This window comes from Dysosmobacter welbionis (genome assembly GCF_005121165.3).
In the GTDB taxonomy this organism is placed as follows: Bacteria; Bacillota; Clostridia; order Oscillospirales; family Oscillospiraceae; genus Oscillibacter; species Oscillibacter welbionis.
The window spans coordinates 72,381-98,251 of sequence record NZ_CP034413.3 but is presented as its reverse complement, the minus strand read 5'-3'; the positions used below and the strand labels follow the sequence as shown (position 1 = coordinate 98,251).

Here is a 25,871-nt window from a genome sequence, read left to right as displayed (position 1 = left end):
TCTCACAGCGGGATCTCCCGGTCCAGCTTGTAGAAGGTGAAGGATCCGTTCCCCAGCAGCGTCCCCGCCTGGTCCCGGATCTCCACCTCGTAAAAGCAGAGAGTTCGGCCGGGCTTGGTCTCCCGGGCCTCTGCCACCAGATGGTCCCCCAGCTTGGCGCTGCGGAGAAAGTTGTAGGAGGCGTTCACCGTCACGGCATAATATCCGTGGGAGGCCATGGCGGAGCCGCAGGCCGTGTCTGCCAGGGAGAAGTAGCAGCCCCCGTGGGCAACCCCCACAGGGTTGGCGTCCTCCGCCGTGATGTCCTTTACCGCCCGGGCGTAGCCGGGGCCGATCTCCTCCACAAAGATCCCCAGCCGCTGGGCGAAGGGGTTGGAGCTGTTCCGGGTGTCTCTGAGCTTTTTGTAGTCCATGTGTGCGGTCTCCTCGTTTTTGATGACTTGCTTTCAGCTTACTCCGAACTTGTGAAAAGGTCAATTTTTTTCCTCCTTTTTTCAGTGGAAATTCAGAAATCCATGATAGACTGCCTCCATCTTGACGGAAAGGATTTGCTGCAATGAAACGAATTGCTTCTCTCTTGCTGGGGCTGGCGATGGCTGCGGCCGCGCTTTCTGGCTGCGGCGCGCAGGGCCGCGAGACGGCCGCGCAGGAATTTCCGGACGCTGTTTCCATCGTCCTCTCGGATGACGGCATTATTGTGGACGGGAAGGCGGTCTCCACAGACGAGTCAGCCGCCGTCCACACGGCCCATGACATTGTCTGCTATGAATCCGGCCGCGACTTCACCTACGGCGAGGGCACGGAGGCCGACGAACACACCGCCGAAGAGGCGGAGGCCCACACGGTGGTCCACATCACACAACCCGGCACCTACGCCCTCAGCGGCACCCTGTCCGCAGGACAGATCGCTGTGGACCTGGGGGAGGACGCGGAGGACGACCCGGCGGCAGTGGTGACGCTGATCCTGAACGGCGTGGACATCACCTGCACTGTGGCCCCGGCGGTGATTTTCTATAACGTCTATGAGTGCGGCAGCACAGACGAGGACACCGCCTCGGAGACCGTGGACACCTCCGCCGCCGGTGCCAACGTGCTGATTGCTGACGGTACTATCAACAACGTCACCGGCTCCTATGTGGCCCGGATCTACGACCCGGACAGCGTGGTGCTCAGCGAGGACGGAATGACCGTGGAGGACAGCGAGAAGCTCCACAAATACGACGGCGCATTTTACTCCAAGATGTCCATGAATGTGGACGGGGGTGAGGCCGGCACTGGTGTGCTGAACATCACCGCCGACAATGAGGGGCTGGACACGGAGCTGCACCTCACCATCAACGGCGGCACCATCAACATCACCTCCGGCAATGACGGCATCAACACCAATGAGGACAATGTATCCGTCACCACTGTCAACGGCGGTTCCGTGAACATTCAGGTCGCCGGCGAGACCGGCGAAGGCGACAGCATCGACTCCAACGGCTGGCTGGTAATCAACGGCGGCGCCGTCACCGCCGCGGCCTGCTCCGACAGCGGGGACGCGGGTATCGACGCCACCATGGGCATCACCATCAACGGCGGCACAGTAGCGGCCTCCGGCAATATGTATGACCAAATCGACGGCGGGGCCCAGAACTATGTGGTGTTCTCCTTTGCATCCCGGCAGAACGGCGGCCAGACCTATACCCTGCAAAACGCCGACGGGGAGACTGTGGGCACCTGGACGCCGGCAAACGACTTCACCTGTCTGGTGGTGTCCTCCCCGGACCTGACGGCAGGGGACTACACCCTGTGGCAGGGAGACACCCAACTGGCCGGCACCATGTCCGACGGCGTGGGCAGCCCCGGCGGCGGTCGGCACATGGGCGGTGAGGCGCCTCCCGCGGACTTGGATCCCTGGCAGGCGCCGGAGGGCGAGGTGCCGGAGAACGCTGGCAGTGAAGTTCCGGACGATCCCCCTGAGCGCCCGGATGGGGAAATGGAGCCTGACGGTAGGGAATCTCCCGCAGGCGGCCGCGGCCCCGGCGGCGGAGAGGGCGGCCAGAGCGCCGCGGGCCTGTCCAAGACATTCACTTTGTCGGATGGCGGGAGCTTCTTTAACGGGCTCTCACCGACGGAGACAACAGAAGCCTCTGAGACGTAAAGACAGCGGGGCCGGTTTCCCGGCCCCGCCTGCTCATATATTTTTTTTGATGGTGTTGATGGCGCCCTTCTCCAGCCGGCTCACCTGAGCCTGGGAGATGCCGACCTCCGCGCTGACCTCCATCTGGGTCTTTCCCTCGTAGAACCGCAGGGAGAGGATGCGCCGCTCCCGGTCATCCAGCCGCTTCATGGCCTCTTTCAGGGCGATGCGGTCCGTCCAGGCCTCGTCGGTGTTCCGGGTGTCGCTGACCTGGTCCATGACGCAGATGGCGTCGCCGCCGTCGGAGTATACCGGCTCGTACAGCGACACGGGATCCACGATGGCGTCCATGGCGAAGACCACTTCCTCCCGGGGGATGCCCAGCTCCTGGGCGATCTGTTCCACCGTGGGCTCCCGCTGGTTTTCCGCCAGGTACTTGTCCCGGACCTGCAGGACTTTATAGGCCGTGTCCCGCATGGAGCGGGACACCCGGATGGCGCTGTTGTCCCGGAGATATCGGCGGATCTCGCCGATGATCATGGGCACGCCGTAGGTGGAAAACCGCACCGGCTGATTGATGTCAAAGTTATCGATGGCCTTGATGAGCCCCACGCAGCCCACCTGAAACAGGTCGTCGGCGTTCTCGCCCCGGCCGGCGAAGCGCTGGATGACGGAGAGCACCAGCCGCAGATTTCCCTCGATCAGTTCCCGGCGGGCCTCCTGGTCCCCGGCCTTGGTGCGGCGCAGGAGTTCCATGGTCTCCTCGTTTTTCAACACCTTCAGCTTTGCCGTGTTGACGCCCGCGATCTCCACCTTGCCCTGCATGGCTGTGCCCCCTCAAACCCTGAAACTTCATGAGTTCAGTATGGCCGGAGGGCTTTTTTCCTATACTGGAAGCTTTTGTCGCTTTCTGCCCGTCTGCATAAAACAGTGTTGGGACATTCCGTCCACTGCATAGTCTCAAGGCAGGGGGTGAGCGCGGTGCAGTGCAGGATCCGGGATTTCCGGTGCAAGGAGGTCATCAACGTCTGCGACGGCTGCCGCCTGGGCTACGTGTCGGACCTGGACGTGCGGGTGCCGGAGGGGCAGGTGGTAGCCATCATCGTCTACGGCCCGGGCCGCTTTTTCGGCCTGTTCGGCAGGGGGGAGGAGTTCTACATCCCCTGGGAGTGCATCCAGCGGATCGGAGACGACATCATCCTCATCGACAAGCCCTTTCAGCGGCGGGATCCCCGCCTGGAGCGGAAGCGGCGCAAGCGTTGCTGACAAATGCCCCCGCGGCTTTCACCGCGGGGGCATTTGCGTATGCCGGCGGAGCGGTCACGGCTCCTCCGGATAGCTGATCTTCAGCGTCATGCCGTCGTGCCAGACACCGGCGCTGCGGGAGATGGGCAGATACTGCCCCTCGGTAAAGCCGATGGTCTCCCCGTCGTGGAAGGTGACATCCTCCTCCAATACATAGCTGGCCAGATCCAACAGGAAGCTGTGCAGGTCACCCGGGGCAGCCTGGGTGTCCAGAACCTCTATCTCCTCCTTGCCGAAGGCCGCAAGGCCGTCAGTGTAGCCGCACAGGCCCTCTTCCCGGCGGTAGAGGCCCATCCACACCAGATCCAGCAGGGGCAGCTCCCCGTCCTCCATGGGTTGAGACGCGTTAAGATAGAACTCCGGCTGGTACACGGTGCCGTTGGCGTAGACACCCAGCGTTCCGCGCTGGCGGCAGGCGGCACACACCAGCTTCACCTGGAGTATGGCCGCCTCTCGGACGGATTCCTCCCGGGGCAGGACGGTCACCAACAGCTGGCCCCGGTGGCGGGCAGCAGATTCCGCTGCCTCCGGCCACAGGTAGTTGTGGGCGGCGTTTTCCTCCGCCTCGCCGTGGGGCACAGGGAATGGGTATAGGCAGACCGCCGCCAGCATTCCACTGACCTCAAAGGTCAGGGTGCTGCCGCCGTCTTCAGATTCCTCCGCCTCTGTGAGGCAGGGGATGCCGTACAGATCCCGCAGATCCCGGCGGAACTGGTCCGGGTCCCAGGCAGGCGCTTCCAGTAGGACAAAGGCCAGGAAGGCGCCGCCCTCCGGCCGGGTCAGGGCGGGCTGCCGGTCCTCGCTGCAAAGGGAGAAATCCCTGTCGAACAGGACCATCTGCTGGTCCTGCCCCCGGATGTAACACAGGCGCATCGTCCGGTCCGGATGGACCGCGAACCATTCCAGGGATAGTCCCTCCGTTCCCAGCCCCGCCTGGGCGGCCAGGAAGGTTCGGCCCCGGCGGTCCAGCTCCGGCAGCCGGCGCACAAACTCACGGACCCAGGAGAGGGGAAACTTGGACAGCGCCGCCTCGTTCATGAAGAAACGCCCCAGCAGGCTGCCGTTCTGATAGGGCAGCCGGAAAGTGCAGTAGGGGGCGTCCGCCTCCCACTCCGTGGGGGAGAGGGCGGTCTTGATGGCGGCGAGGTTCTCCGGATCGCAGCAGATCCCGGCGATGGACAGCCGCTTTTCCGCCTCGTTTTCGTCTCCGCCGGCCTGCAGAACCGCGTCGCACTCCGGATCGATCCAGTGGAACTCCATCTCCTCCAGAGTCCGGCCCTCCTGGATCTCCCGACGGAGGGTGGTGAACTCGTAGTCCCCAGGCACCAGAGCCAGCCCCCGGTCCACCGCCTCCAGAGCACCGGACGCATCGCCGAAGTGAGCCCGGAGCTTGGCGGTCTCCAGCCAGCCCCAGGGATACTCCGGGTCCAGGGACACGCCGGTCTCCGCATAATGCCGGGCCTCCTCCAAGCGGCCGCAGTACATCAGGGCGCAGGCGTAGCGATAGTACCAGATCCCGCTCCCGGCCGCCTCCGCCGCCGGTTCCGAGGCGGGCATCCACTGGGCAGCTTTATAATAGTAGTCATAGTCGTCGATGTTGTTGCAGGCATAGGCGTACCACAGGGCAAGATCCAGATCGCCCCGGGCCTGCTCCTCCGTGAACTCTCCCTGACGCACACCGTCCCGGACCCGCTGGTCTAGGTAGTCCAGCATTTTGTAAAAGTAGCCGGAGACGTCTCCGCACAGTTCCTCCAGTGCCGCCACATCCTCCGCCATCAGGACCGGCGGAACCTTTTCACCGGGAACCGTTCCACCCGGAGATGATTTCTGCTTTTCAGTGTCCATCCATGTGCTCCTTTCTGATCTGCCGCGTTTTTATATAAACTGAAAATGGGATTTTGGTCATTATAGCAGACAGACAGGCGCGGCGCAACAACAAATGGGGGGCTGCTGGGGAACTCGGACAAATTCGGACAAAACCGGGAATTTTACACGGCTTTTGGGAAAAAATACTTGCATTGCACACTGGATTGTGATACTATATTTCAGCATTCCGCACGGTGCGTCGACTTTCTGTCTGTGCCCGGGGCCCAAAACGGCCGGGTTGGCAGGGGGGATGAAACCGCCGGAGGACCAACTAAATTGAAATTGGAGGAACACACAACTATGGCAAATTCTAGCGTCGTATCCATGAAGGCCCTGCTGGAGGCGGGCGTCCACTTCGGTCACCAGACCCGCCGTTGGAACCCCAAGATGGCTCCCTATATCTACACGGAGCGCAACGGCATCTATATCGTGGACCTGCAGAAGACCGTCCGCAAGCTGGAGGAGGCATACAGCTTCGTCCGTCAGCTGTCTGAGAGCGGCCAGTCCCTGCTGTTCGTGGGCACCAAGAAGCAGGCGCAGGAGGCCATCCGCGAGGAGGCCACCCGTTGCGGCCAGTTCTATGTGAATGCCCGGTGGCTGGGCGGCATGATGACCAACTTCAAGACCATGCGCACCCGTGTGGACCGGCTGAACCAGCTGAAGACCATGCAGGAGGACGGCACCTTCGACATGCTGCCCAAGAAGGAAGTCATGAAGCACCTGGGCGAGATCGCCAAGCTGGAGAAGTACCTGGGCGGCGTGAAGGAAATGAAGAAGCTGCCCGGCGCCCTGTTCATCGTGGACACCCGCAAGGAGCGCAACGCCATCGCCGAGGCCCACAAGCTGGGTATTCCCGTGGTGGCCATCGCCGATACCAACTGCGATCCCGATGAGATCGATTATGTGATCCCCGGCAACGACGACGCCATCCGCGCCATCAAGCTGATCTCCTCCATCATGGCCAACGCCGTGCTGGAGGGCAAGCAGGGTGAGCAGACCGCTGAGGCCGCCTCTGAAGAGGCTGCTGCCGACGCTGAGTAATCTGCGCCTGCATTTGCGCGTATATACCAAAACTGTTTGGAGGAATTCAAAATGGCTTTTACCGCAGCTGATGTAAAGAACCTGCGCGAGATGACCGGCGTGGGCATGATGGATTGCAAGAAGGCGCTGACCGCCTCCGACGGCGATATGGACAAGGCCGTGGAGTGGCTGCGCGAGAAGGGCATGGCCGCCTCCGCCAAGAAGGCCGGCCGCATTGCCGCCGAGGGTATGGCCTATGCCGCCGTCATCGACGGCGTGGGCGTGGTGGTCGAGGTCAACGCCGAGACCGACTTCGTGGGCAAGAACGAGAAGTTCGTGGACTTCGTCAAGGGCGTGGCCGCCACTGTGGCCAAGGAGGCTCCCGCCGACCTGGACGCGCTGATGGAGTGCAAGTACGTCGGCACCGACCTGACCGTCACCCAGCAGCAGCAGGAGATGGTGCTGGTGATCGGCGAGAACATCAAGGTCCGCCGCTTCGCCCGCTTCGCCGAGAACGTCTCCGTGCCCTATGTGCACGCCGGCGGCAAGATCGGTGTGCTGGTGAACCTGGAGTCCGACCTGCCCGCTGAGAAGGTGGAGGAGATCGGCAAGGACGTGGCCATGCAGATTGCCGCTCTGAACCCCCGCTTCTGGGACAAGTCTCAGGTGGGCCAGGACGTCCTGGACGAGGAGAAGAAGATCATGATGGTCCAGATGGAGAACGATCCCAAGATGGCCTCCAAGCCCGAGGCCGTGCGGGAGAAGATCGTCATGGGCAAGCTGAACAAGTTCTACTCCGAGAACTGCCTGCTGCAGCAGGAGTTCGTGAAGGACAACTCCATGAGCGTGGAGCAGTATATCGCCTCCGCCGCCAAGGCCGCAGGCGGAAAGGTGACCTTCAAGGACGCCATCCGCTTTGAGAAGGGCGAGGGCATCGAGAAGAAGCAGGAGAACTTCGCTGAGGAGATCGCCTCCATGGTGAAGGGCTGATTATTAAGCCAGCTGAATCAGGAGCGGGTGCGAAAGCACCCGCTCCGCTTGTTTCCGCCTGAAAGCCCTTTGAATTCCGGTGATTTTCCTTGTATTGCGGGGGGAAAACTGGTATAATACTCCTATCTTTTGGGTTATCATCACAGGGAGACGAATATGCTGCACTATTTACAGGGATTGCTTTCCGCGCTGGACCTGACTTCACTGCTGGACGCGGTGTTGCGGGTGGCCGCGATTTTTCTCTGCCTGACAGTCCACGAGACTTGCCACGGTCTGGCGGCCCTGGCTCTTGGGGACCCCACGGCCAAATCCATGCACCGCCTGAGTCTGAATCCTCTGCGGCACATCGACTGGATCGGCCTGCTGATGATGTTCGTGGCAGGATTCGGCTGGGCCAAGCCGGTGCCGGTGGACCCCCGGTACTTCCGAAAGCCCAAGCAGGGCATGGCATTGACCGCCCTGGCGGGACCCGTCTCCAACTTTGTGCTGGCGGTTTTGGCAATGCTTATCAGTAAGGTGATTTACCTTTACGCCCCTTATTCTGCGGCGATGGACGTGGTGTTCAGCTTCTGCCTGTACACGCTGGCGCCTCTGTCCATCGGTCTGGGGTTGTTCAATTTGATTCCCATCCCGCCGCTGGATGGGTCCAAGGTGCTGGCGGCGTTTCTGCCGGACCGGCAGTACATCACGCTGATGCGGTATGAGCGGTACGGCATTGTCGTGCTGTTGGTGTTGTCCTTTGTGGGCATCGGCAGCAGTTTGATCTCCCGGGGCATCCTGGGCATTTACAGTGCCCTGTTGTCCCTGATTTTTGGTTGAGGTGAACGGTTTGCAAAACCCCGTATTCAAGCTGGAAAAGGTGGTCCGCAGCAAATCCGAGGAAGAGATGCAGGACTTTGAGGGCCCTCTGGACCTGATTCTATATCTGCTGGGCAAGAACAAAATGGAGATCCAGGACATCTCCATCTCCCTGATCTGCGACCAGTACATGGCGTGGCTGGCCCGGCGGCAGGAGATGGATCTGGAGGTGGCCAGCGAGTTCGTCACCATGGCCTCCCAACTGGTGTACATCAAGACCCGGATGCTTCTCTCCATTGAAGATGAGGAGGCCCAGAGCGAGATGGATGCCCTGATCGCCTCTCTGGAGGAGCGGAAGCGCAACGAGAACTACGCCAAGGTGAAGTCCATGGCCGCCCGGCTGGAGCCCATGGGAGAATTCGGACGGAATATCCTCACCCGTCCGCCGGAGCCGGTGAAGCGGGGAAAGATCTACGAGTACGACCAGACACCGGCGGACCTGGTCTTGGCCATGGCCGAGATCCAGGGCCGGGCGGAGCGGTCCCTGCCGCCGCCCCGCTCCGCCTTCCAGAGCATCGTCCAGCACGAGCCCTATCCCGTGGAGAGCAAGGCCCGGGAGATTCTGAGCCGGCTAAGGACTCACGGCGTCACTCGGTTTCTGCTGCTGTTTCGGGGCAGCCGCAGCCGCAGCGAGGTGGTGGCCACCTTTCTGGCGGTGCTGGAGCTGTGCCGGGCCCACATCCTGCATCTGGCAGGGAGTGAGACGGACTGCACTGTCCGGCAGGAGCGGGAGTTGCCCCAGGATCTGAAACTGTGAGAGAGGACCGTTCCAAGATGGAGATGAAAGAGATCGAATCGGCAGTGGAGGGTATCCTGTTTGCCTCTGGGGAGCCGGTGCAGACCGACCGGATCTGCGTGGCCCTGGAGATGGACCGCCCCACGGTGGAGCAGGTGCTCCAGAAGCTGATGGACTACTATGCCTACGAGCGCCGGGGCATCCGGCTGCTGCGCATGGAGGATACCTGGCAGCTGTGTTCCGCGCCGGACTACGCGGATGTGATCCGAAAAGCCTTTGAGATCCGCAAGCCCGCCAAGCTCAGCCAGCCGGCGCTGGAGGTGCTGACCATCATCGCCTACTACCAGCCCACCACCCGGGCCTATGTGGATCAGATCCGGGGTGTGGACAGCGCCTATACCATCGGCCTGCTGCTGGACCGGAAGCTCATCGAGGAGTGCGGCCGCCTGCAGGTACCCGGAAGGCCCCGCCTGTACCGGACCACCAAACAGTTTCTCCGGGCCTTCCATCTGACCAGCCTGGATGACCTGCCGGAGCTGCCGGACCTTGGCGGCGAGGGACAGATGCGGATCGGCGAGGACGGACAGATCATGGACCCGGCGGACACGGCAGAGATCACCGGAGCCGACACGCCGGAGACGGCCGGCGCCATGGAGGAAGAGGCGCCTTGAGAATCCGCTCCGCCAGAGCGGTCAGGGGGGTGATGGACGTTGCTGGGACTTTGGATCACGTTGGCGGTGCTGCTGGCACTTGCGATTTTTCTGTGGCGGCTGCGGCTGGGACTGTATGTGGTCTTCGGCAGGGGGCAGGCCGCGGCGGATTTGACGATTGGTCCCTTCCGGGTCCGGCTGGTACCGTCCAAAGAGACAAAAAAAACGCCGCAGGAAACCAAAAAAACGGGAAAGCCTAAAAAGGAGCCGAAGGACCTGGCAGAGGCGGCAAAAAAAATCCCGAAGCCCAAACTGGAAGATCTTCAGGACGCCGCAAGGACGCTGTGGCCCGCCGCCAAAAAGGCTCTGCGCCGCACCCGGCGGGGTATCCGCGTAGACCCGCTGCGCCTGTCCGCCACCCTGGGCGGGGCGGAGGACCCGGCGGCAGCCGCAGAGTTGTACGGTGGACTCCACGCCCTGGTCTGGACCGGGATGCCGGCTCTGGAGAAGCTGGTGGTGATCCGGGATCCCGGGATTCATCTCGGAATTGATTTTGACGCGCAGGAGACCCGGGCGGAAGGAGAGCTTGGCATCTCCATCCGGCTGGGGACGCTGATCGCCGTGGGAACGCAGCTGGCGGTCCCGGCCATCGGCTGGCTCCGGCGGTTCATGAAGCGGCGGCGGATGCCGCCCGCATCCAAAGCAGCAGACAACAAGGCGGCAGAACACCCCGCCGCGTGACGAGAAAGGATGGCATCCATGGACGAGACAATGGACAAGAAGAGACCCCTCAGCGATTTGATGCGTTCCACGATGGACAAGATCCGGGAGATGGCGGACACCAACACCATCGTGGGGCAGCCCATCACCACGCCTGACGGCGTGACTCTGATCCCCATTTCCCGGGTCAGTATGGGCTTCGGCTGCGGCGGCGCCGACTACGGTAAGACCCAGCCCAAGGACTTCGGCGGCGGCAGCGGCGCAGGCGTGAAGATTGAGCCTGTGGCGTTCCTGGTGATCCGGGAGGGAACGACCCGGGTGCTGCCGGTGGCGATGCCGCCCATGACCACGCTGGACCGGGTGGTGGAGATGATGCCGGATCTGGTGGACAAAGTGGAAAAATATTTCGACAAGAAGGAAGAAAAAGAACCCGTCTGAACGGGGTATACTACCATCACCAAACAAATGAGGTGATGGCATTTGCAAACCCTGCTCCGGCGGCTTGCCGCTTTGGGGATCGCTCTGGCGGCCCTGTTCAGTCTTTTTCCTTGTCAGACGCACGCGGTCAGTACGTCTGCCTCCTCCGCTATTTTGATGGACGTGGACAGCGGCCGGGTGTTGTATGAGCAGAACGCCGACGCGAAAATGCTGATCGCCAGCACTACCAAGATTCTGACGGCCCTGGTGGCTATCCGGGAGGGAGACCTGAACGATGTGGTCACAGTCTCCCGGGAGGCGGCGTATACAGAGGGCTCCTCCATGTATCTGAAGGTGGGGGAGAAGCTGACGCTGGAGACACTGCTGTATGGACTGTTGCTCTGCTCCGGCAACGATGCGGCCGTGGCCATTGCCGAGCACATCAGCGGCAGCCAGGAGGACTTTGCAAAGCTCATGAATGCAACGGCCCGGGAGATCGGCATGGAGCACTCCTCCTTCGCCAACCCTAACGGGCTGGACCATGAGGACCATTACTCCACGGCCCGGGACATGGCGCGTCTTGCCTGCGCGGCGGTGGAAAATGAGACTCTGGTACGGATGGCCTCCACCCGCAGCGTCACCATTGGCGGGCGGACCATGACCAACCACAACAAGCTGTTGAACCAGATAGAGGGGTGTATCGGCCTGAAGACCGGCTATACCATGGCGGCAGGCCGGACGCTGGTGAGCTGTGTGGAGCGAAACGGCCAGCGGCTGGTGGCGGTGACTCTCCAGGACGGCAACGACTGGGCGGACCACGCGGCCCTGTATGACTACGGTTTTTCCACCTATCCCGCCAAGCTGGGGGCCTCTCTGGGCCAGACAATCCAGCGGGTCCAGGTGGAAAACGGCATGAGCGCCACGGTGCCCCTGGTGGCGGCGGACAGCTTCGCCTGGCCGCTGGCGGAGGGGGAGTCCCTGGAGCTGGACGTGGAGCTGGCCGGATCTCTGCGGGCCCCCATCCGGGCCGGCCGGCGGGCCGGGGAGGCGGTTTTCTCGGTCAATGGAAAAGAGGTGGGCCGGGTGGCGCTGCTGTATGGCGCCGACGTGGCGCCCCGGATGGAGAGCGCCCTGAGCATTCTGAAGCAGGGGTTGCCGGGATAGAGAGAGGACAACATGGAAGAACGACTGCAGAAGCTGCTGTCCGCCGCGGGGGTTTGCTCCCGGCGGACGGCAGAGACATATTTGATCGCCGGAAGGGTGACGGTGAACGGCCAGACCGCCCATCTGGGCCAGCGTGCAGACCCGGATCGGGACGAGATCCTGGTGGACGGCCGTCCCCTGGCGCCCCGGGCGGAGGCCGTGTACATCCTGCTGAACAAGCCGCGGGGCTATGTCTCTACCCTCTCGGACGAGCGGGGGCGGCGGACAGTGGCGGAGCTGGTAGCGGACTGCGGGAGCCGGGTTTATCCCGTGGGACGGCTGGACCTGGATTCCGAGGGCCTGCTGCTGCTGACCAACGACGGTGCCTGGGCCCAGCACCTGCTGCATCCAAAGCACGAGGTGGAAAAGACGTATCACGTCTCCGTATTCGGACCGGTGGCCGGCGCGGCGGCCCGGCTGGCAGCCGTTACCGACCTGGAGGGGGAGCCCATCCGCCCCGCCCGGGTGGAGGTGCTGCGGGAAACTCCCGGAACCGCGGTGCTGGCAGTGACCATTCATGAGGGGAAGAACCGGCAGGTCCGCCGGATGTGTGCCCAGTGCGGCCTGACGGTGAAGCGGCTGCGCCGGGTCCGGGAGGGAGCTCTGGAGCTGGGCGATCTGCCGCCGGGAAAGTGGCGGTATTTGACACAGGACGAGGCTGGGGCGCTGGGAGTCACCCCTGACTGAAAAGCGGAAGGCGCCGCCCTGAATGGGGCGGCGTCTTTTCCATTCCGGCGGCGAGACGGAAAAATCCCGCAAAGCGGTTTGAATTTTGAAAAAACTGTGCTACAATAGACCGCGGAACGTCCGGCGGGCCAGCGGAGCTGCCGGGCAAGATCAAGAACGGCCCCCTGCAGGCGGCCGACGGAGGAAACAGCAGTGGCTAAGAGCATCCTACATACCATCGAGCGCAATATGCCCACCTTTTCCAAGGGACAGAAGCGGATTGCCGACTACATCCTGCAGAATTACGACAAGGCCGCCTTCATGACTGCCAGCAAGCTGGGGAAGCTCTCCGGCGTCAGCGAGTCCACAGTGGTACGCTTCGCATCGGAGCTGGGGTACGACGGCTATCCCAGTATGCAGCGGGCACTGCAGGAGATGATCCGCAGCCGCCTCACTTCCACCCAGCGCATCCAGGCGGCGGACAATCTGTTCGGCGGACAGGATGTGCTGTCCGCCGTGATCCAGTCCGATATGGACAAGCTGCGGATGGTGGCGGAAGAGGCGGACAGGACTGAGTTCAACAAGGTGGTGGACCTGATCCTGGGCGCCGGGCACCTGTACATCCTGGGGGTGCGGACCTCCTCCTTTGTGGCGGGGTATCTGAACTTCTACCTGCACCTGCTGTCCGAGAACGTGACGCTGGTGCAGTCCAACGCCGCAGGGGAGATCTTCGAGCAGCTGCTGCGGATCGGCCCCGGGGATGTGATGATCGCCATCAGCTTCCCTCGGTACTCCAAGGTCACTATGAACACAGTGAAGTTTGCCCAGGACCGGGGGGCTACCATCGTGGCCATTACAGACAATGAGCTGTCCCCCGTCTACCAGATGGCGGAGGCTGCTCTGCTGGCTCCCAGTGAGATGATCTCCTTTGTGGACTCCATGGTGGCGCCTCTGTCCCTCATCAACGCGCTGCTGATCGCCGTGGGCTCCCGGATGCGGTCGGACGTGTCCCGCACCTTTGCGGAGCTGGAGGACATCTGGAACGCCTACGGCGTGTTCGGGAAGATGGACGATGAGTAAGGGGCTGGTAGTGATCGGCGGGGGAGCCGCCGGGATGATGGCCGCTGTCTCCGCGGCGGAGCGGGGCGCACGGGTGACGCTGCTGGAGCCCAATGAGCGGCTGGGAAAGAAGCTGAACATCACCGGCAAGGGCCGGTGCAACGTCACCAACAACGCCGATGTACAGACCTTGCTGGCCAACGTGCCCCGGAACGGCAAGTTTTTGTACAGCGCCTTTTCCCGGTTCGACGGCCGGGACACCATGGCGTTCTTTGCGTCCATCGGCGTGCCGCTGAAGACCGAGCGGGGGAATCGGGTGTTTCCCGTCAGTGACCGGGCCTTTGACGTCAGCGCCGCTTTGGAGCGGCGGCTGAAGGCGCTGAAGGTCTCTCTGGCCCGGGACCGGGCGACGGAGCTGGAGATCACCTCCGGCGCCGTCACAGGTGTCCGGGGAGAGCGGGGACATACCCTGCCGGGGCGGTAGTCCTTGCCACCGGCGGCGTCAGTTACCCCGCCACCGGCTCCACAGGAGAGGGGCACCGAATGGCCCGGGAAGCGGGGCATACGGTGACGGACCTTCAGGGCTCTTTGGTGCCGCTGCGGGATTACGGCCTGGGCCGGGAGCTCCAGGGCCTGAGCCTGCGGAATGTGGGGCTGGCGGTGTTTGAGGACCGGAAGAAGATCTACACGGACTTCGGGGAGATGCTGTTCACCCACTTCGGTGTCAGCGGGCCCCTGGTGCTGTCGGCCTCCGCCCACATGCGGCACTTCGGCAAAAAGACCTACCGGCTGGAGATTGACTTGAAGCCCGCCCTGGATGAGCAGGCCCTGGACAAGCGGCTGCTGCGGGACTTTGAGAAGTACGCCAACCACGACTTCTGCAACGCGCTGGACGATCTGCTGCCCCAGAAGCTGATTCCGGTGGCAGTGGAGCGGTCGGGCATCCCGCCCCATCAAAAGGTCCATGACCTGACGCGAGAGCAGAGGCGGGAACTGGTCCAGGGCCTCAAGCATTTTTCTGTGGAGATTGCCGGACCCTGCCCGGTAACGGACGCCATCGTCACTTCCGGCGGCATAAAGATCAGTGAAATTGACCCAAAGACAATGGAATCAAAACTTGTAAAGGGATTATACTTTTCGGGAGAAATCATGGATGTGGACGCCTATACCGGCGGATTCAACCTGCAGATCGCCTGGGCCACAGGCCGGGCGGCGGGACAGGCTGCGGCGGAGGCGCTGAGACAAGGGGAAGAGAACGCATGAGTGAGAACATTCGCGTGGCCATCGACGGGCCCTCCGGCGCGGGGAAGAGCACCCTGGCCAGGAGCGTGGCCGCCAGACTGAACTTTTTATACGTGGACACAGGTGCCATCTACCGCACCATCGGCTATGCCGTGTGGCGGAAGGGGATCGATCCCCGGGACCGCTCCGCCGTGGTGGCGGTGCTGCCGGACCTGGAGATTTGCCTGACCTATGGGACGGACGGCCTGCAGCACATGGAGCTGAATGGAATGGATGTGACGGCGGAGATCCGCCTGCCGGAGGTGTCCCGCTACGCCTCTCTGGTATCCGCCTATCCGGAGGTTCGGGCGTACCTGCTGGAGATGCAGCGCCAGCTGGCCCGGGAGAACAGCGTGGTGATGGACGGCCGGGATATCGGCACGGTGGTGCTGCCGGATGCGGAGGTGAAGGTGTTTCTCACCGCTTCCGCGGAGGAGCGGGCCCGCCGCCGGATGCTGGAGCTGGAGGAGCGGGGGACGCCGGAGCCTTATGCGGCTATCCTCCGTGCCATTCAGGAACGGGACTGGAACGATACCCACCGTGACGCCGCACCCCTGCGTCAGGCGGAGGACGCGGTGCTGCTGGACACCACGGCTCTGGATTTTGTCCAGAGCGAAGACGCGCTGCTGCACATTATCCGGGAGAGGACGGGACTATGAGCGAAAAGAGGCCGTTGAATGGATTTTTCGTATGCATCTACTATCTGGTAAACTTGGTGGCGGGGATTCTTCACCCGGTCACCATCATCGGGCGGGAGAACCTGCCGGAGCACGGCGCCCTGCTGTGTCCCAACCACAACAGCAACTGGGACCCGGTGCTGGTGGCGCTGAAGGTTCCGGTGAACTACCGGCTCCACATCATGGCCAAGAAGGAGCTGTTCTGCAACAAGGTCTTTGACTGGGTACTGCGGAAGCTGGGCGCCTTCCCTGTTGACCGGGGCGAGGGGGACATCGAGGCGGTGAAAACCGCCCTGAAGGCTATCAAGAGCGGGGACAACCTGCTGATATTCCCGGAGGGAACCCGGGTGGAACACGAGGGGGCTCTGCCCGCCAAGGGTGGTGTGGCCGTCATCGGCATCCGTTCCGGGGCGCAGTTCGTGCCGGTGTACGTGGAGGGGAACAAACGCCTCTTTCGCCGGACCCGCATCATCTTCGGCCAGGCATACCGGCCGGAGGCCACCAGCCGTCGGCCTTCACCGGAGGAGGTCCAGGCCATCGCCGACGAGGTGCTCCGCCGCTCCTACGCCCTGGGGAAGGAGGCGCGATGAAGGTCCTTTTGGCCAAGAGCGCCGGATTCTGCTACGGCGTGAAGCGGGCGGTGGAGTTGGCGGCAAAGACCGGGGAGGAGACCGGCGGATGCTGGATGCTGGGAGACCTGATCCACAACTCCCACGTGGTGGAGGATCTGGCCCGCCGGGGTGTCCGGAAGACCGAGGACCCGGCTGGCCTGGCGGCGGGGGACACGGTGGTGATCCGATCCCATGGAGAATTGAAATCCGTGCTGGACGATCTGGAGGCCCGGGGCGTCCGGTGCGTCAATGCCACCTGTCCCAATGTGATCCGCATCCAGCGCCTAGTGGCCCAGGCGGAGGCGGAGGGCCGTCGTCCGGTGATCATCGGCGAACCCCTGCACCCGGAGGTGATGGGGGTGGCCAGCTGGTGCCGCCAGCCCCTGGTGTTCGACGGGCCGGAGGCCGTGGAGGCCTGGCTGGACGGGGATGAGAAAAGTCGGGAAATCCCTGTTACCGTAGTAGCGCAGACCACCTGCATCCGAAAACTTTTTGAAACTTCTTGGAAAATCATAAAAAAACAGTGTACAAACGTAAAAATCTTTGATACAATATGTAATGCTACGCATGAACGTCAGTCTGAGGCGGCAGAAATCGCCGGCAAAGCAGACGTGATGGTCGTGGTGGGAGACCGTAAAAGCGCCAACACCAAACATCTGACGGAAATTTGCCTGAGGAGATGCCCCCGCGTGGTCCAGATTGAACGCGCGGACGAGCTCTCGCCGGATTTTTTCAATGGTTGTACTGTTGCGGGCCTTACGGCTGGTGCCTCCACGCCTGCGGGCATCATTAAGGAGGTATATGCAACGATGAGCGAAGAAATCAAGGCGGCCGAGGGCAAAGAGGAGTCCTTCGAGGAATTACTGAATCAGTCTTTTAAAACTTTAAATAACGGTGACCGGGTCACCGGCATCGTTACCGCCATCACCCCCACCGAAGTGCAGGTGGACGTGGGCGCCAAGCAGGCGGCCTACATCAAGCTCAGCGAGCTGAGCGACGACCCCAATGTCAAGGCGGAGGACATCATCCACGTGGGCGACCAGATCGAGACCTATGTGGTCCGCGTCAACGACGTGGAGGGCTACGCAGAGCTGTCCAAGAAGCGTCTGGACGCTGCCAAGGTCTGGGAGAACATCGAGCAGGCCGTGGAGGAGAAGACCGTTCTGGAGGGCACTGTCACCGAGGAGAACAAGGGCGGCATCGTGGTGTCCGTCAAGGGTGTGCGGGTATTCGTCCCCGCCTCTCAGAGCGGTCAGCCCCGCGGCGCCGATCTGTCTGCCATGGTGAAGCAGAAGGTCCAGCTGCGAATCACCGAGGTCAACCGCGCCCGCCGGCGCGTGGTGGGCTCCATCCGCTCCGTCACTGAGGAGGCCCGGAAGGCCGCCCAGGCGGAGGTGTGGGCCAACATCGAAGTGGGCAAGCACTACACCGGCACCGTCAAGTCCATGACCAGCTACGGCGTGTTCGTGGACATCGGCGGCGTGGACGGCATGGTACATATCTCCGAGCTCAGCTGGAGCCGGATCAAGACCCCCGCCGAGGTCTGCAAGGTGGGCGATACCATGGACGTGTACGTCATCTCCTTCGATCCCGAGAAGAAGAAGATCTCCCTGGGCGTGAAGGATCACAGCATCGATCCCTGGCAGGTGTTCATGGACAAGTACCAGGTGGGCGACGTGGCCTCTGTCCGCATCGTCAAGCTGATGACCTTCGGCGCCTTTGCCGAGGTCGTGCCCGGCGTGGACGGCCTGATCCATATTTCCCAGATTGCTGACCGGCGCATCGACAAGCCTGAGGATGTCCTCTCCGAGGGCCAGATTGTGGACGCCAAGATCACGGCCATCGACGAGGAGAAGCAGAAGATCTCCCTGTCCATCCGCGCCCTGCTGACTCCCGCGGCTGAGGAGGAAGAAGCTCCTGTGGAGGAGTAATCCGCACGGATTTCCAGACCTAAAAAAGACAGGCTCCGGTGAGGGGCCTGCCTTTTTTTGAAAATTTTGTGATTTTTTTCACGGTATGGATTGCTTTTCAAGGGCTGGTATGTTATACTCTTGACAATCAATGTAAGACAACACCGATGACATCATACAACAAACGGGAATTACAGGAGGAAGATCAACATGAGCTACCAGGAAGTGTACAAACAGAAGCTGACAACGGCCGACGAGGCGGTCAAGGCCGTCAAGTCCGGCGACTGGGTGGATTACGGCTGGAGCGTCTGCTCGGCGGATGCCTTGGATAAGGCGCTGGCCCGGCGGATGGGCGAGCTGACCGACGTGAAGATCCGGGGCGGTATCCTGACCCACAAGCCCGCCATTTTCGATGTGCCCAATGCGGCGGAGCATTTCTGCTGGAACTCCTGGCACATGGGCGGCATCGAGCGCAAGGCCGTGAGCGAGGGCTTCTCCTATTACATCCCCTGCGGTATTCTGAGCTGCCGGGGTATTACCGCAACTGCATCAAGAGCCTGGACGTGGCCATGTTCCAGGTGGCCCCCATGGACGAGCACGGCTGGTTCAATTTCGGTCCCGGCGGCTCCCACCTGAAGGCTGTGTGCGAGTGCGCCAAGACCGTCATCGTGGAGGTCAACAAGAACATGCCCGTGTGCTTGGGCGGGTTTGAGAACTGCATCCACATCGACGACGTGGACATGATCGTGGAGGGAGAGAACCCTGCTTTGGATGAACTGGGCGGCGGCGGAGCCGCCAGTGAGGTGGACATGGCGGTGGCCAAACTGGTGGTGCCGGAGATCTGTGACGGTGCCTGCCTGCAGTTGGGCATCGGCTCTATGCCCAACGCCATCGGCAAGATGATCGCCGAGAGCGACTTGAAGGATTTGGGCGTGCACACCGAGATGTACGTGGACGCCTTCGTGGACATGTCCATAGCCGGTCGCATCACGGGCCTGCGCAAGCCCTTTGACCGGGGCCGGCAGACCTATGCCTTCGCGGCGGGCACACAGAAGCTGTATGACTTCATCGACAACAACCCTGAGTGCATGGCTGCTCCCGTCAGCTATGTGAACGACATTGCCCGGGTGTCTCAGATCGACAACTTCATCTCCATCAACGGCGCCGTGGATATCGACCTGTACGGCCAGGTGTCCTCTGAGTCCTCTGGAATTCACCATATCTCCGGTGCCGGCGGCCAGCAGGACTTCGTCATGGGCGCGTACCTGTCCAAGGGTGGCAAGAGCTTCATCTGCTGCTCCTCCTCCTACATGGACAAAAAAAGCGGCCAGCTGAAGTCCCGTATCCGGCCCACGCTGCTGGAGGGGTCCGTGGTCACCGCCACCCGCACCAACCTCCACTATGTAGTGACGGAGTACGGCAAGTTCAACGCCAAGGGCAAGTCCACTTGGGAGCGGGCCGAGGGCCTGATTGCCATCGCCCATCCTCAGTTCCGCGAGGAGCTGATCGCCGAGGCGGAGAAGATGCACATCTGGCGCCGTTCCAACAAGAGATAACAAAATCCTCCGGAGCCGGGCGGCATATCTGCCGTCCGGCTCTTTTGTACAGGGGGGACCTGTGTCTGGAGGAGCTGATGCCCTTGCCGCGGGTGGATGATTCTCTGCGGAAAGTGTAAGGCACTGGAAAAGATAGTAAAAAAATTTCAAAATAAGCTTGTAAAGCTGCTGAAAAGCCGGTATAATGAAATTTATGAAAACAGAAAAGTGGAAATAGAGAGAGCGGGTTCCAGTCACCGCCCGGCGGAAATGGGAAGGAGTTTACCATGTTCAGCGTTGGGGATCTGGTCGTTCATCCAATGCATGGGGCCGGCGTGATCGACGCCATCGTTCAGGAAAAGGTCGCGGGGAGTACACAGGACTACTATGTGTTCAAAATGCCGGTGGGTGGACTGCTGTTGAAGATCCCCACCGCCAACAGCCAGACGATTGGAGTCCGCTCGGTCATCCAGCGGCCGGAGGCGGAAGCCCTGATTGCCGCTATCCCGTCTTTGGCGGTGGAGGAGAGCAGCAACTGGAACAAGCGGTACCGGGAAAATCTGCTGCGGATGAAGAGCGGGGATCTGTACGAGGTGGCACGTGTGATTAAGGGGCTGATGTTCCGGGAACGGAAGCGGGGCCTCTCCAATGGGGAGCGGAAGATGCTTCATACGGCCCGCCAGATCCTGCTGTCGGAGCTGGTGCTGGCAGAGGACAGCGGCTATGAAGAGGTGGAGCGGCGTGTGGAGCAGGCCATGCTCCAGACACCGGAGATCCAGAGATAACGTGTTCGCGGACCATGTCCGCGAACATTCTGCTGTTTCAGGAGAAATTTCCAGGGAGGTCGGATCATGGCATTTTTCAAAAAATTCCGGGATGCCCAGCGCCCTTGCTGCGCCGCGCTGGTGGCGGCGGCAGGCAGTTCTTCCCGCATGGGCGGGGTGAACAAGCTGCTGCAGCCCCTGGACGGCATTCCTGTACTGGCCCGGACACTGACGGCCCTGCAGATGGCCCGGCGGATCGACGAGATCGTGGTAGCCGCCCGGGAGGAGGACTTTCTGGAGATCTCCCAGCTGTGCAGGACCTACGGCATCACCAAATGCACCAAGGTGATCCGGGGTGGGGAGAGCCGGGCCCACTCGGTGCTTCTGGCAGCACTGGAGGCCGGGGAGGGCATGGAGCTGCTGGCGGTGCAGGACGGCGCCCGCCCCTTGGTGACGCCGGAGCTCATCGACGATGTGGCGGAGCAGGCCGCCCGCTGCGGGGCGGCGGCCCCGGCGGTGGCGGTGAAGGACACCATCAAAGCCGTCCGGGACGACGGCACGGTGGCGGAGACGCTGGACCGGGCGGCCCTGCGGGCTGTGCAGACACCCCAGATCTTCGAGAGCGCGCTGCTGAAAGCCGCGCTTCAGGCGGCTGTTGAGGGGGCATCCCCATAACGGATGACTGCTCCGCCGTGGAGCGGCTGGGCAAGCGGGTCTATCTGGTGGAGGGGGACGAGGAAAACCTGAAGATCACCACTCCGGTAGACCTGATTTTGGCGGAGGCTATTCTGCAGGCCAGGGAGGATCGGATATGACGAATCTGCGGATCGGACATGGATATGACGTCCACCGGCTGACGGAGAGGCGGCGGCTGGTGCTGGGGGGCGTGGAGATCCCCTGGGACTGTGGGCTGCTGGGCCACTCCGACGCGGACGTGCTGACCCACGCGGTAATGGACGCCCTCTGCGGCGCCGCCAAGCTGGGGGACATCGGCAAGCTGTTCCCGGACAGCGATCCCCGCTACGCCGGTATTTCCAGCCTGGAGCTGCTGCGGCAGGTGGCAGCGCTGCTGCAGGAGAGAGGATGGGCCGTGGTGAACATCGACGCCACCCTCATCGCCCAGGCCCCCAAGGTGGGCCCCTACCGCCCGGAGATGGAGGCGAACCTCTCCGCAGCTCTTGGGACGGATGCGGACCGGGTGAATGTGAAGGCCACCACAGAGGAGCATCTGGGCTTTACTGGGGACAGCTCCGGCATGGCGGCCCATGCGGTGGCGCTGCTGGAACGGCTCCCCTGAAAAAAGGACGTGCCTCGGGCGCGTCCTTTTCGCACGTCCGCGCCTCCCGACCATAGAATGGGTAGAGAGGAGGAGTGTCTGTGGAGCACTATTTGATTATCGCCCGCTCGGTGACCTATGCCCAGCGGATGCAGCGGGCGCTGGCCCGGTCGGGGATCCGAAGCCGGATCTTCCGGGCCCCCCGGGACCTGACGGACCGGGGCTGCGCCTACGCCGTGCAGATCGCGGACTCCGACCTGACGGCTGCCCTGACGGCCCTTCACAGGGAATCTTTGGACCCTGTTCAGATATTCTTGACTCAGCGGGGGACGTTCCGGGAGGTGAGACCGTGATCTATTTTGACAGCGCGGCCACCACCTTCCAGAAGCCCCGGACTGTGGCGGACGCCATGCGGAACGCCATGGCCACCATGAGCTCTCCCGGCCGCGGCGGATACCCCGCCGCCATGCGTGCGGCGGAGGCTGCCTTCGACTGCCGGACAGAGCTGGCGGAGCTGTACCATCTGGAGAACCCGGAGCAGGTGGCCTTCACCATGAACGCCACCCACGGCCTGAACATTGCCATCAAGAGCCTGGTGCCCCCCGGCGGGAAAGCCGTGATCTCCGGATATGAGCACAACGCTGTCACCCGGCCCCTGGCGGCCCTGGGGGCCCAGGTGTCCGTGGCGGCGGCGCCCCTGTTTCAGCCTGCAGCGGTGACGGCGGCCTTTGACCGCCTGATCGTGCCCGGCACGGACGCGGTGATCTGCAACCACGTGTCCAACGTATTCGGCTTCGTCCAGCCGGTGGAGGCTATCGCCGCTATCTGCCGGGAGCGGGAGGTACCCTTCATCATCGACGCGTCCCAGTCCGCCGGGATGCTGACCCTGGACATGACGGCCCTGGGGGCGGCCTTCATCGCCATGCCGGGCCACAAGGGCCTGTACGGCCCCCAGGGAACCGGCGTACTGCTGTGCGGGAAGGACGTCCCCGTCCGCACACTGCTGGAGGGCGGCACCGGCAGCATCTCTATCCAGCAGGAGATGCCGGACTTCCTGCCGGATCGGCTGGAGGCGGGCACCCACAATATGCCCGGCATCGCAGGGCTGCTGGCGGGGGTCCGATTCGTCCGCCAGCTGGGGCCGGAGGCCATCTGCGCCGGAGAGCGGCAGCTGACCTTCCAGGCGGCGGAGGGCCTGAGGCGGCTCCCTGGACTGCAGGTGTTTGCCCTGCCAGACCTGGCGGCCCAGGCGGGGGTGCTTTCCATTGTCCCGGAGCACATGGACGCAGAGGCATTGGGCGCGGCCCTGGCAGACCGGGGCATCGCCGTGCGGGCGGGCCTTCACTGCGCGCCCCTGGCCCACCGCACCGCCGGGACGCTGGACACCGGCACCGTCCGGCTGAGTTTTTCCCACTGGAACACGCGGGAGGAAGTATCCCGTTTCCTAGTGGCTATGGGGGAGATCCTGAGGTGACTTTCTGAACAGACCGTGAATTTTAGCTTGGTTTGCCTTGCATTCTACAGGCAGATTTTATATAATCTAGATATTCATGGCCTGAAAGGGATGATGACGTCCAATGGAATTTGTCACGCTCTCCACACTGCCCGGGATCATCGGCCGGTATCTGATGATGCTGAAGGTCACGGACATTTTGGATATAGCGATTATGGTGTTTGTGTTTTACAAGGCTCTGACGCTGATTCAGAGCACCCGGGCCGCCAGCCTGCTCAAGGGCGTGCTGGTGTTTCTGGCGGCGCTGATGCTGTCCATGGTCCTGAATATGAACAGCATCAACTTTATCATGAACCAGCTGGTGAGGTGGGGCGTGGTGGCGCTGATCGTCCTCTTCCAGCCCGAGATCCGACGCATCCTGGAGGAGGTGGGCAGCCGCCGCTTCATCGCCTTCTTCTCCCGGGCGGAGGCCGGCACCGCCGTGGAACAGGCCATCGACCAGACGGTGCTGGCCTGCACCGAGATGTCCCAGTCCCGCACCGGCGCCCTGATCGTGTTCGAGCGGGAAAACCTGCTGGACGACATGGTCCGCAGCGGCACGGTGCTGGACGCGGCGGTCTCCAGCGAATTGCTGAAAAACATCTTCTTTGTAAAGGCTCCCATGCATGACGGCGCCGTCATCGTCCGGAACGGGCGGGTGCTTGGCGCCGGATGCATGCTGCCTCTCAGCAAGAACGTGAACCTCTCCCGGGAGCTGGGGATGCGCCACCGGGCCGGTATCGGCATGAGCGAGAACGCCGACGCCGTGGTGGTCATCGTCTCCGAGGAGACCGGGTCCATCTCCGTGGCCATCGGGGGAATGCTCAAGCGGCACCTCAAGCCGGAGACGCTGGCCAATATCCTGCGGAACGAGTTGCTTCCGCAGGAGGCCGGGGAGGACAAGCCCAAGTTCAGCCTGATGAATCTGCTGCGGGCCGGAAGCACGGGAGGCGACAACCATGAAAAGTAATCCCAAGCAGAAGGCGGTGTATCTCGCCCTGTGCATCCTGGCGGCCATCGTGGTGTGGATCTTCGTGGACAACTTCGGAAACAACGGCGGTGCGGTGATGCATACCAAGTGGTTCCGGGATGTGCCCATCACCTACACTGGGGAGACGGTCCTTACAGAGCGGGGCTTCATGCTGCTGGACGAGGATACCGTCAGCACCGTGGATTTGGAGATGGAAGGGACCGCGTTTGACCTGGCTCTGCTGGACAAAGACTATATCCGGGTGACAGTGGATCTCTCCAACGTGAGCCGGACAGGGGTGCAGACGGTGACCTCGGTGATTTACGGCTATACGGAAGAGTATTTCCGGCAGAATATTACGGTGAGCGACCGGACGCCCTCCGTCATCACCATCAACGTGGCGGAGCTGTACCACAAGACGGTGGATGTCCGGTGCGAGATCTCCGGCAATGTGGCAGAGGGTTACTCCGCCGGAGAGCTGCAGGTCAGCCCCACGGAGATCGAGGTCCGGGGCGATCAGGAGGATGTGGATGCCGTCAGCTATGCCAAGGTGACCCTGGATCTGGGAGAGGACGCCACCTCCACGGTCACGGGAGAGCTGCCCATCCAGTTCTATGACGCAAACGACCAGCTGCTGGAGAACACCAGCCTCCAGACCACAGAGGAGACCATTCAGGTGACGCTGCCGGTATATGTCACCCGGGAGCTGCAGCTGACCATGAACTTCGTGGAGTCCGCCGGCGCCCGCATGTACAACGTGGACTGGGGGATCGAGCCGTCCACCATCTTGGTGTCCGGCCCGGCAGATGTGCTGAACAGCATGGACAGCATCGTTCTGGACGATTTCAATCTGGCGGAGCTGGGCAGCACCACCAATTACAGCTATGCCATTCCCATCCCGGAGGGATGCGAGAATCTCAGCGGCGTCACACGCGCCACGCTGCGCATCTCCTTCAAGGATATGCAGCGCACCACGGTGACGGCCACCAACTTCATTCTGGAGAACGCGCCGGAGGACCGGACCGTAGACCTGCTGACAGAGCAGCTGGCCGTGTCCATCTTCGGCACCAGCGGGGATGTGGGGGCCATTACCTCGGACAACATTCTGGTGACGGTGGATCTGGCGGACTTCGGCTCCGCCGTGGGCACCTACACTGTCCCCGCGGAGGTGACGGTGGTGGGGCACGACGTGGGCGTCTCCGGCGGGACGTATCAGGTGCGTGTCACCATTTCTGAACAGACATCCGATCAGCCGGCGGAGCCTGATACGCCCGCCGGAGAGACCCCAGATACAGGAGACGAGACAACATGACGCAGATCGCAACAGTTGAACGAATTTTAGATGCGGACCACGCGGAGATTTCCGTACCCCGGAAATCCGCCTGCGGACACGACTGCGAGGAGTGCGCCGGCTGCGGCGTCACCGGCGCGGCGGTCCACGCCCGGGCCAGCAACCCCATCGGCGCCCGGCCCGGACAGAAGGTGGTTGTGGAGAGCAGCACCAAGAATATGCTGCGGATCGTGGTACTGGTGTACCTGATCCCGGTGGTGCTCTTCCTGGCGGGGTATGTCATCATGTCCCTGCTGACGGACAGCGTGGCGGCGCAGTACGCGGTGGCTGCGGCCGGATTCGCGGCGGGCATCGTCTTTGCCATCTTCTATGACCGCAGGCTGCGGGCCAGGGGCGGCCTGACCTTCAACATCGTCCGGGTGTTCTGAGGCGGTGTTCGGCTATGTACGCCC

28 protein-coding genes and 2 pseudogenes are annotated in these 25,871 nt (G+C 62.5%); 27 read left to right on the top strand and 3 right to left on the bottom strand.

The genetic code is table 11. The features are described from left to right. Positions 1-2: 2 nt before the first annotated feature. On the bottom strand, positions 3-413 hold the full coding sequence (locus EIO64_RS00560) for a PaaI family thioesterase (RefSeq protein WP_021749861.1): 411 nt from the start codon (positions 411-413) through the stop codon (positions 3-5). A 143-nt stretch (positions 414-556) separates the two neighbouring features. Here EIO64_RS00560 and EIO64_RS00555 point away from each other — a divergent pair, with 143 nt between their 5' ends. Beyond that, positions 557-2,143 (top strand): carbohydrate-binding domain-containing protein, encoded by a 1,587-nt coding sequence (locus tag EIO64_RS00555; protein WP_136890647.1) that lies wholly within the window; start codon positions 557-559, stop codon positions 2,141-2,143. Between the two features lie 33 nt (positions 2,144-2,176). On the opposite strand, the gene sigG is transcribed toward EIO64_RS00555, so the two are convergent. Then, positions 2,177-2,947: an RNA polymerase sporulation sigma factor SigG gene (sigG, locus tag EIO64_RS00550; RefSeq protein ID WP_021749864.1), complete on the bottom strand. Its 771-nt coding sequence runs from the start codon at positions 2,945-2,947 to the stop codon at positions 2,177-2,179. Positions 2,948-3,103: 156 nt separating this feature from the next. Here sigG and EIO64_RS00545 point away from each other — a divergent pair, with 156 nt between their 5' ends. Beyond that, on the top strand, positions 3,104-3,388 hold the full coding sequence (locus EIO64_RS00545) for a YlmC/YmxH family sporulation protein (protein ID WP_025544543.1): 285 nt from the start codon (positions 3,104-3,106) through the stop codon (positions 3,386-3,388). A gap of 54 nt (positions 3,389-3,442) precedes the next feature. Here the strand turns inward: EIO64_RS00545 and EIO64_RS00540 are convergent, their stop codons facing one another. Beyond that, on the bottom strand, positions 3,443-5,272 hold the full coding sequence (locus EIO64_RS00540; RefSeq protein ID WP_249390746.1) for a DUF4261 domain-containing protein: 1,830 nt from the start codon (positions 5,270-5,272) through the stop codon (positions 3,443-3,445). A gap of 321 nt (positions 5,273-5,593) precedes the next feature. Between EIO64_RS00540 and rpsB the strand changes: the two genes are divergently transcribed. The 25 genes and pseudogenes from rpsB (at position 5,594) to EIO64_RS00420 (ending at position 25,847) form a co-directional block, all read left to right on the top strand. Then, on the top strand, positions 5,594-6,334 hold the full coding sequence (gene rpsB, locus EIO64_RS00535) for a 30S ribosomal protein S2 (RefSeq protein WP_036630655.1): 741 nt from the start codon (positions 5,594-5,596) through the stop codon (positions 6,332-6,334). 51 nt (positions 6,335-6,385) lie between these two features. After that, a complete protein-coding gene (tsf, locus tag EIO64_RS00530) occupies positions 6,386-7,303 on the top strand; it encodes a translation elongation factor Ts (protein ID WP_021749870.1) in 918 nt (305 codons plus the stop codon). A gap of 156 nt (positions 7,304-7,459) precedes the next feature. Next, on the top strand, positions 7,460-8,122 hold the full coding sequence (locus EIO64_RS00525) for a site-2 protease family protein (RefSeq protein ID WP_025544547.1): 663 nt from the start codon (positions 7,460-7,462) through the stop codon (positions 8,120-8,122). A gap of 10 nt (positions 8,123-8,132) precedes the next feature. Further along, positions 8,133-8,918, top strand: a complete 786-nt coding sequence (locus EIO64_RS00520; RefSeq protein WP_119311030.1) for a segregation and condensation protein A — start codon at positions 8,133-8,135, stop codon at positions 8,916-8,918. Further along, the gene (gene scpB / locus EIO64_RS00515; RefSeq protein WP_021749874.1) at positions 8,915-9,568 is read left to right on the top strand and encodes an SMC-Scp complex subunit ScpB; all 654 of its coding nucleotides are present in this window, start codon (positions 8,915-8,917) and stop codon (positions 9,566-9,568) included. Before EIO64_RS00520 ends, scpB begins: the two co-directional genes overlap by 4 nt. Before the next feature lie 39 nt (positions 9,569-9,607). Continuing rightward, the gene (locus EIO64_RS00510; protein WP_021749875.1) at positions 9,608-10,288 is read left to right on the top strand and encodes a DUF2953 domain-containing protein; all 681 of its coding nucleotides are present in this window, start codon (positions 9,608-9,610) and stop codon (positions 10,286-10,288) included. Between the two features lie 18 nt (positions 10,289-10,306). Further along, positions 10,307-10,705: a GerW family sporulation protein gene (gene ytfJ / locus EIO64_RS00505; RefSeq protein ID WP_174232996.1), complete on the top strand. Its 399-nt coding sequence runs from the start codon at positions 10,307-10,309 to the stop codon at positions 10,703-10,705. 42 nt (positions 10,706-10,747) lie between these two features. After that, positions 10,748-11,848, top strand: a complete 1,101-nt coding sequence (locus tag EIO64_RS00500; protein WP_249390744.1) for a D-alanyl-D-alanine carboxypeptidase family protein — start codon at positions 10,748-10,750, stop codon at positions 11,846-11,848. A 12-nt stretch (positions 11,849-11,860) separates the two neighbouring features. Beyond that, positions 11,861-12,574 carry a pseudouridine synthase gene (locus EIO64_RS00495; RefSeq protein WP_136890646.1) on the top strand — a complete coding sequence of 238 codons (714 nt, stop codon included), beginning with the start codon at positions 11,861-11,863 and terminating at the stop codon, positions 12,572-12,574. Positions 12,575-12,766: 192 nt separating this feature from the next. Beyond that, positions 12,767-13,633, top strand: a complete 867-nt coding sequence (locus EIO64_RS00490) for a MurR/RpiR family transcriptional regulator (protein WP_021749879.1) — start codon at positions 12,767-12,769, stop codon at positions 13,631-13,633. Further along, positions 13,626-14,096: an FAD-dependent oxidoreductase gene (locus EIO64_RS19335; protein WP_488174987.1), complete on the top strand. Its 471-nt coding sequence runs from the start codon at positions 13,626-13,628 to the stop codon at positions 14,094-14,096. Before EIO64_RS00490 ends, EIO64_RS19335 begins: the two co-directional genes overlap by 8 nt. 32 nt (positions 14,097-14,128) lie before the next feature. After that, positions 14,129-14,875, top strand: a pseudogene (locus EIO64_RS19330) (aminoacetone oxidase family FAD-binding enzyme); the annotation flags it as partial. Further along, positions 14,872-15,552 carry a (d)CMP kinase gene (gene cmk, locus EIO64_RS00480; RefSeq protein ID WP_025545046.1) on the top strand — a complete coding sequence of 227 codons (681 nt, stop codon included), beginning with the start codon at positions 14,872-14,874 and terminating at the stop codon, positions 15,550-15,552. The pseudogene EIO64_RS19330 and the gene cmk, both read left to right, overlap by 4 nt. Further along, the gene (locus EIO64_RS00475) at positions 15,549-16,160 is read left to right on the top strand and encodes a lysophospholipid acyltransferase family protein (protein WP_021749882.1); all 612 of its coding nucleotides are present in this window, start codon (positions 15,549-15,551) and stop codon (positions 16,158-16,160) included. The genes cmk and EIO64_RS00475 overlap by 4 nt, the downstream gene beginning before the upstream one ends. Further along, entirely contained in the window at positions 16,157-18,112 is a 1,956-nt protein-coding gene (locus EIO64_RS00470) for a bifunctional 4-hydroxy-3-methylbut-2-enyl diphosphate reductase/30S ribosomal protein S1 (protein ID WP_119311027.1), read from the top strand. Before EIO64_RS00475 ends, EIO64_RS00470 begins: the two co-directional genes overlap by 4 nt. A gap of 189 nt (positions 18,113-18,301) precedes the next feature. Then, positions 18,302-19,647 (top strand): annotated as a pseudogene (locus tag EIO64_RS18720) (butyryl-CoA:acetate CoA-transferase). Positions 19,648-19,913: 266 nt separating this feature from the next. Next, positions 19,914-20,411, top strand: a complete 498-nt coding sequence (locus EIO64_RS00455) for a CarD family transcriptional regulator (RefSeq protein ID WP_021749886.1) — start codon at positions 19,914-19,916, stop codon at positions 20,409-20,411. A 66-nt stretch (positions 20,412-20,477) separates the two neighbouring features. Then, a complete protein-coding gene (locus tag EIO64_RS00450) occupies positions 20,478-21,065 on the top strand; it encodes an IspD/TarI family cytidylyltransferase (RefSeq protein WP_283251954.1) in 588 nt (195 codons plus the stop codon). A gap of 17 nt (positions 21,066-21,082) precedes the next feature. Then, a complete protein-coding gene (locus EIO64_RS18715; RefSeq protein WP_283251953.1) occupies positions 21,083-21,205 on the top strand; it encodes a 2-C-methyl-D-erythritol 4-phosphate cytidylyltransferase in 123 nt (40 codons plus the stop codon). A gap of 5 nt (positions 21,206-21,210) precedes the next feature. Then, positions 21,211-21,687, top strand: a complete 477-nt coding sequence (gene ispF, locus EIO64_RS00445; RefSeq protein WP_136891752.1) for a 2-C-methyl-D-erythritol 2,4-cyclodiphosphate synthase — start codon at positions 21,211-21,213, stop codon at positions 21,685-21,687. Positions 21,688-21,767: 80 nt separating this feature from the next. Beyond that, positions 21,768-22,019 (top strand): putative Se/S carrier protein, encoded by a 252-nt coding sequence (locus tag EIO64_RS00440; RefSeq protein ID WP_021749889.1) that lies wholly within the window; start codon positions 21,768-21,770, stop codon positions 22,017-22,019. Continuing rightward, on the top strand, positions 22,016-23,140 hold the full coding sequence (locus EIO64_RS00435) for an aminotransferase class V-fold PLP-dependent enzyme (RefSeq protein ID WP_119311025.1): 1,125 nt from the start codon (positions 22,016-22,018) through the stop codon (positions 23,138-23,140). The genes EIO64_RS00440 and EIO64_RS00435 overlap by 4 nt, the downstream gene beginning before the upstream one ends. Before the next feature lie 103 nt (positions 23,141-23,243). Continuing rightward, the gene (cdaA, locus tag EIO64_RS00430) at positions 23,244-24,128 is read left to right on the top strand and encodes a diadenylate cyclase CdaA (RefSeq protein ID WP_021749891.1); all 885 of its coding nucleotides are present in this window, start codon (positions 23,244-23,246) and stop codon (positions 24,126-24,128) included. Beyond that, positions 24,118-25,440, top strand: coding sequence for a CdaR family protein (locus tag EIO64_RS00425; RefSeq protein WP_119311024.1), 1,323 nt, complete (start codon positions 24,118-24,120; stop codon positions 25,438-25,440). Before cdaA ends, EIO64_RS00425 begins: the two co-directional genes overlap by 11 nt. Next, the gene (locus EIO64_RS00420) at positions 25,437-25,847 is read left to right on the top strand and encodes a SoxR reducing system RseC family protein (protein WP_021749893.1); all 411 of its coding nucleotides are present in this window, start codon (positions 25,437-25,439) and stop codon (positions 25,845-25,847) included. Before EIO64_RS00425 ends, EIO64_RS00420 begins: the two co-directional genes overlap by 4 nt. The last annotated feature ends 24 nt before the right edge of the window (positions 25,848-25,871 follow it).

Bases quoted from the DNA above. Each gene is read 5' to 3' on its own strand.
- cmk (WP_025545046.1), top strand. From the start codon at position 14,872: ATGAGTGAGAACATTCGCGTGGCCATCGACGGGCCCTCCGGCGCGGGG.
- EIO64_RS00525 (WP_025544547.1), top strand. From the start codon at position 7,460: ATGCTGCACTATTTACAGGGATTGCTTTCCGCGCTGGACCTGACTTCA.
- EIO64_RS00470 (WP_119311027.1), top strand. From the start codon at position 16,157: ATGAAGGTCCTTTTGGCCAAGAGCGCCGGATTCTGCTACGGCGTGAAG.
- EIO64_RS00475 (WP_021749882.1), top strand. From the start codon at position 15,549: ATGAGCGAAAAGAGGCCGTTGAATGGATTTTTCGTATGCATCTACTAT.
- EIO64_RS19335 (WP_488174987.1), top strand. From the start codon at position 13,626: ATGAGTAAGGGGCTGGTAGTGATCGGCGGGGGAGCCGCCGGGATGATG.
- EIO64_RS00495 (WP_136890646.1), top strand. From the start codon at position 11,861: ATGGAAGAACGACTGCAGAAGCTGCTGTCCGCCGCGGGGGTTTGCTCC.
- ytfJ (WP_174232996.1), top strand. From the start codon at position 10,307: ATGGACGAGACAATGGACAAGAAGAGACCCCTCAGCGATTTGATGCGT.
- cdaA (WP_021749891.1), top strand. From the start codon at position 23,244: ATGGAATTTGTCACGCTCTCCACACTGCCCGGGATCATCGGCCGGTAT.
- rpsB (WP_036630655.1), top strand. From the start codon at position 5,594: ATGGCAAATTCTAGCGTCGTATCCATGAAGGCCCTGCTGGAGGCGGGC.
- EIO64_RS00425 (WP_119311024.1), top strand. From the start codon at position 24,118: ATGAAAAGTAATCCCAAGCAGAAGGCGGTGTATCTCGCCCTGTGCATC.
- EIO64_RS00450 (WP_283251954.1), top strand. From the start codon at position 20,478: ATGGCATTTTTCAAAAAATTCCGGGATGCCCAGCGCCCTTGCTGCGCC.
- EIO64_RS00540 (WP_249390746.1), bottom strand. From the start codon at position 5,272: ATGGACACTGAAAAGCAGAAATCATCTCCGGGTGGAACGGTTCCCGGT.
- EIO64_RS00555 (WP_136890647.1), top strand. From the start codon at position 557: ATGAAACGAATTGCTTCTCTCTTGCTGGGGCTGGCGATGGCTGCGGCC.
- EIO64_RS00420 (WP_021749893.1), top strand. From the start codon at position 25,437: ATGACGCAGATCGCAACAGTTGAACGAATTTTAGATGCGGACCACGCG.
- EIO64_RS00560 (WP_021749861.1), bottom strand. From the start codon at position 413: ATGGACTACAAAAAGCTCAGAGACACCCGGAACAGCTCCAACCCCTTC.
- sigG (WP_021749864.1), bottom strand. From the start codon at position 2,947: ATGCAGGGCAAGGTGGAGATCGCGGGCGTCAACACGGCAAAGCTGAAG.
- EIO64_RS00455 (WP_021749886.1), top strand. From the start codon at position 19,914: ATGTTCAGCGTTGGGGATCTGGTCGTTCATCCAATGCATGGGGCCGGC.
- tsf (WP_021749870.1), top strand. From the start codon at position 6,386: ATGGCTTTTACCGCAGCTGATGTAAAGAACCTGCGCGAGATGACCGGC.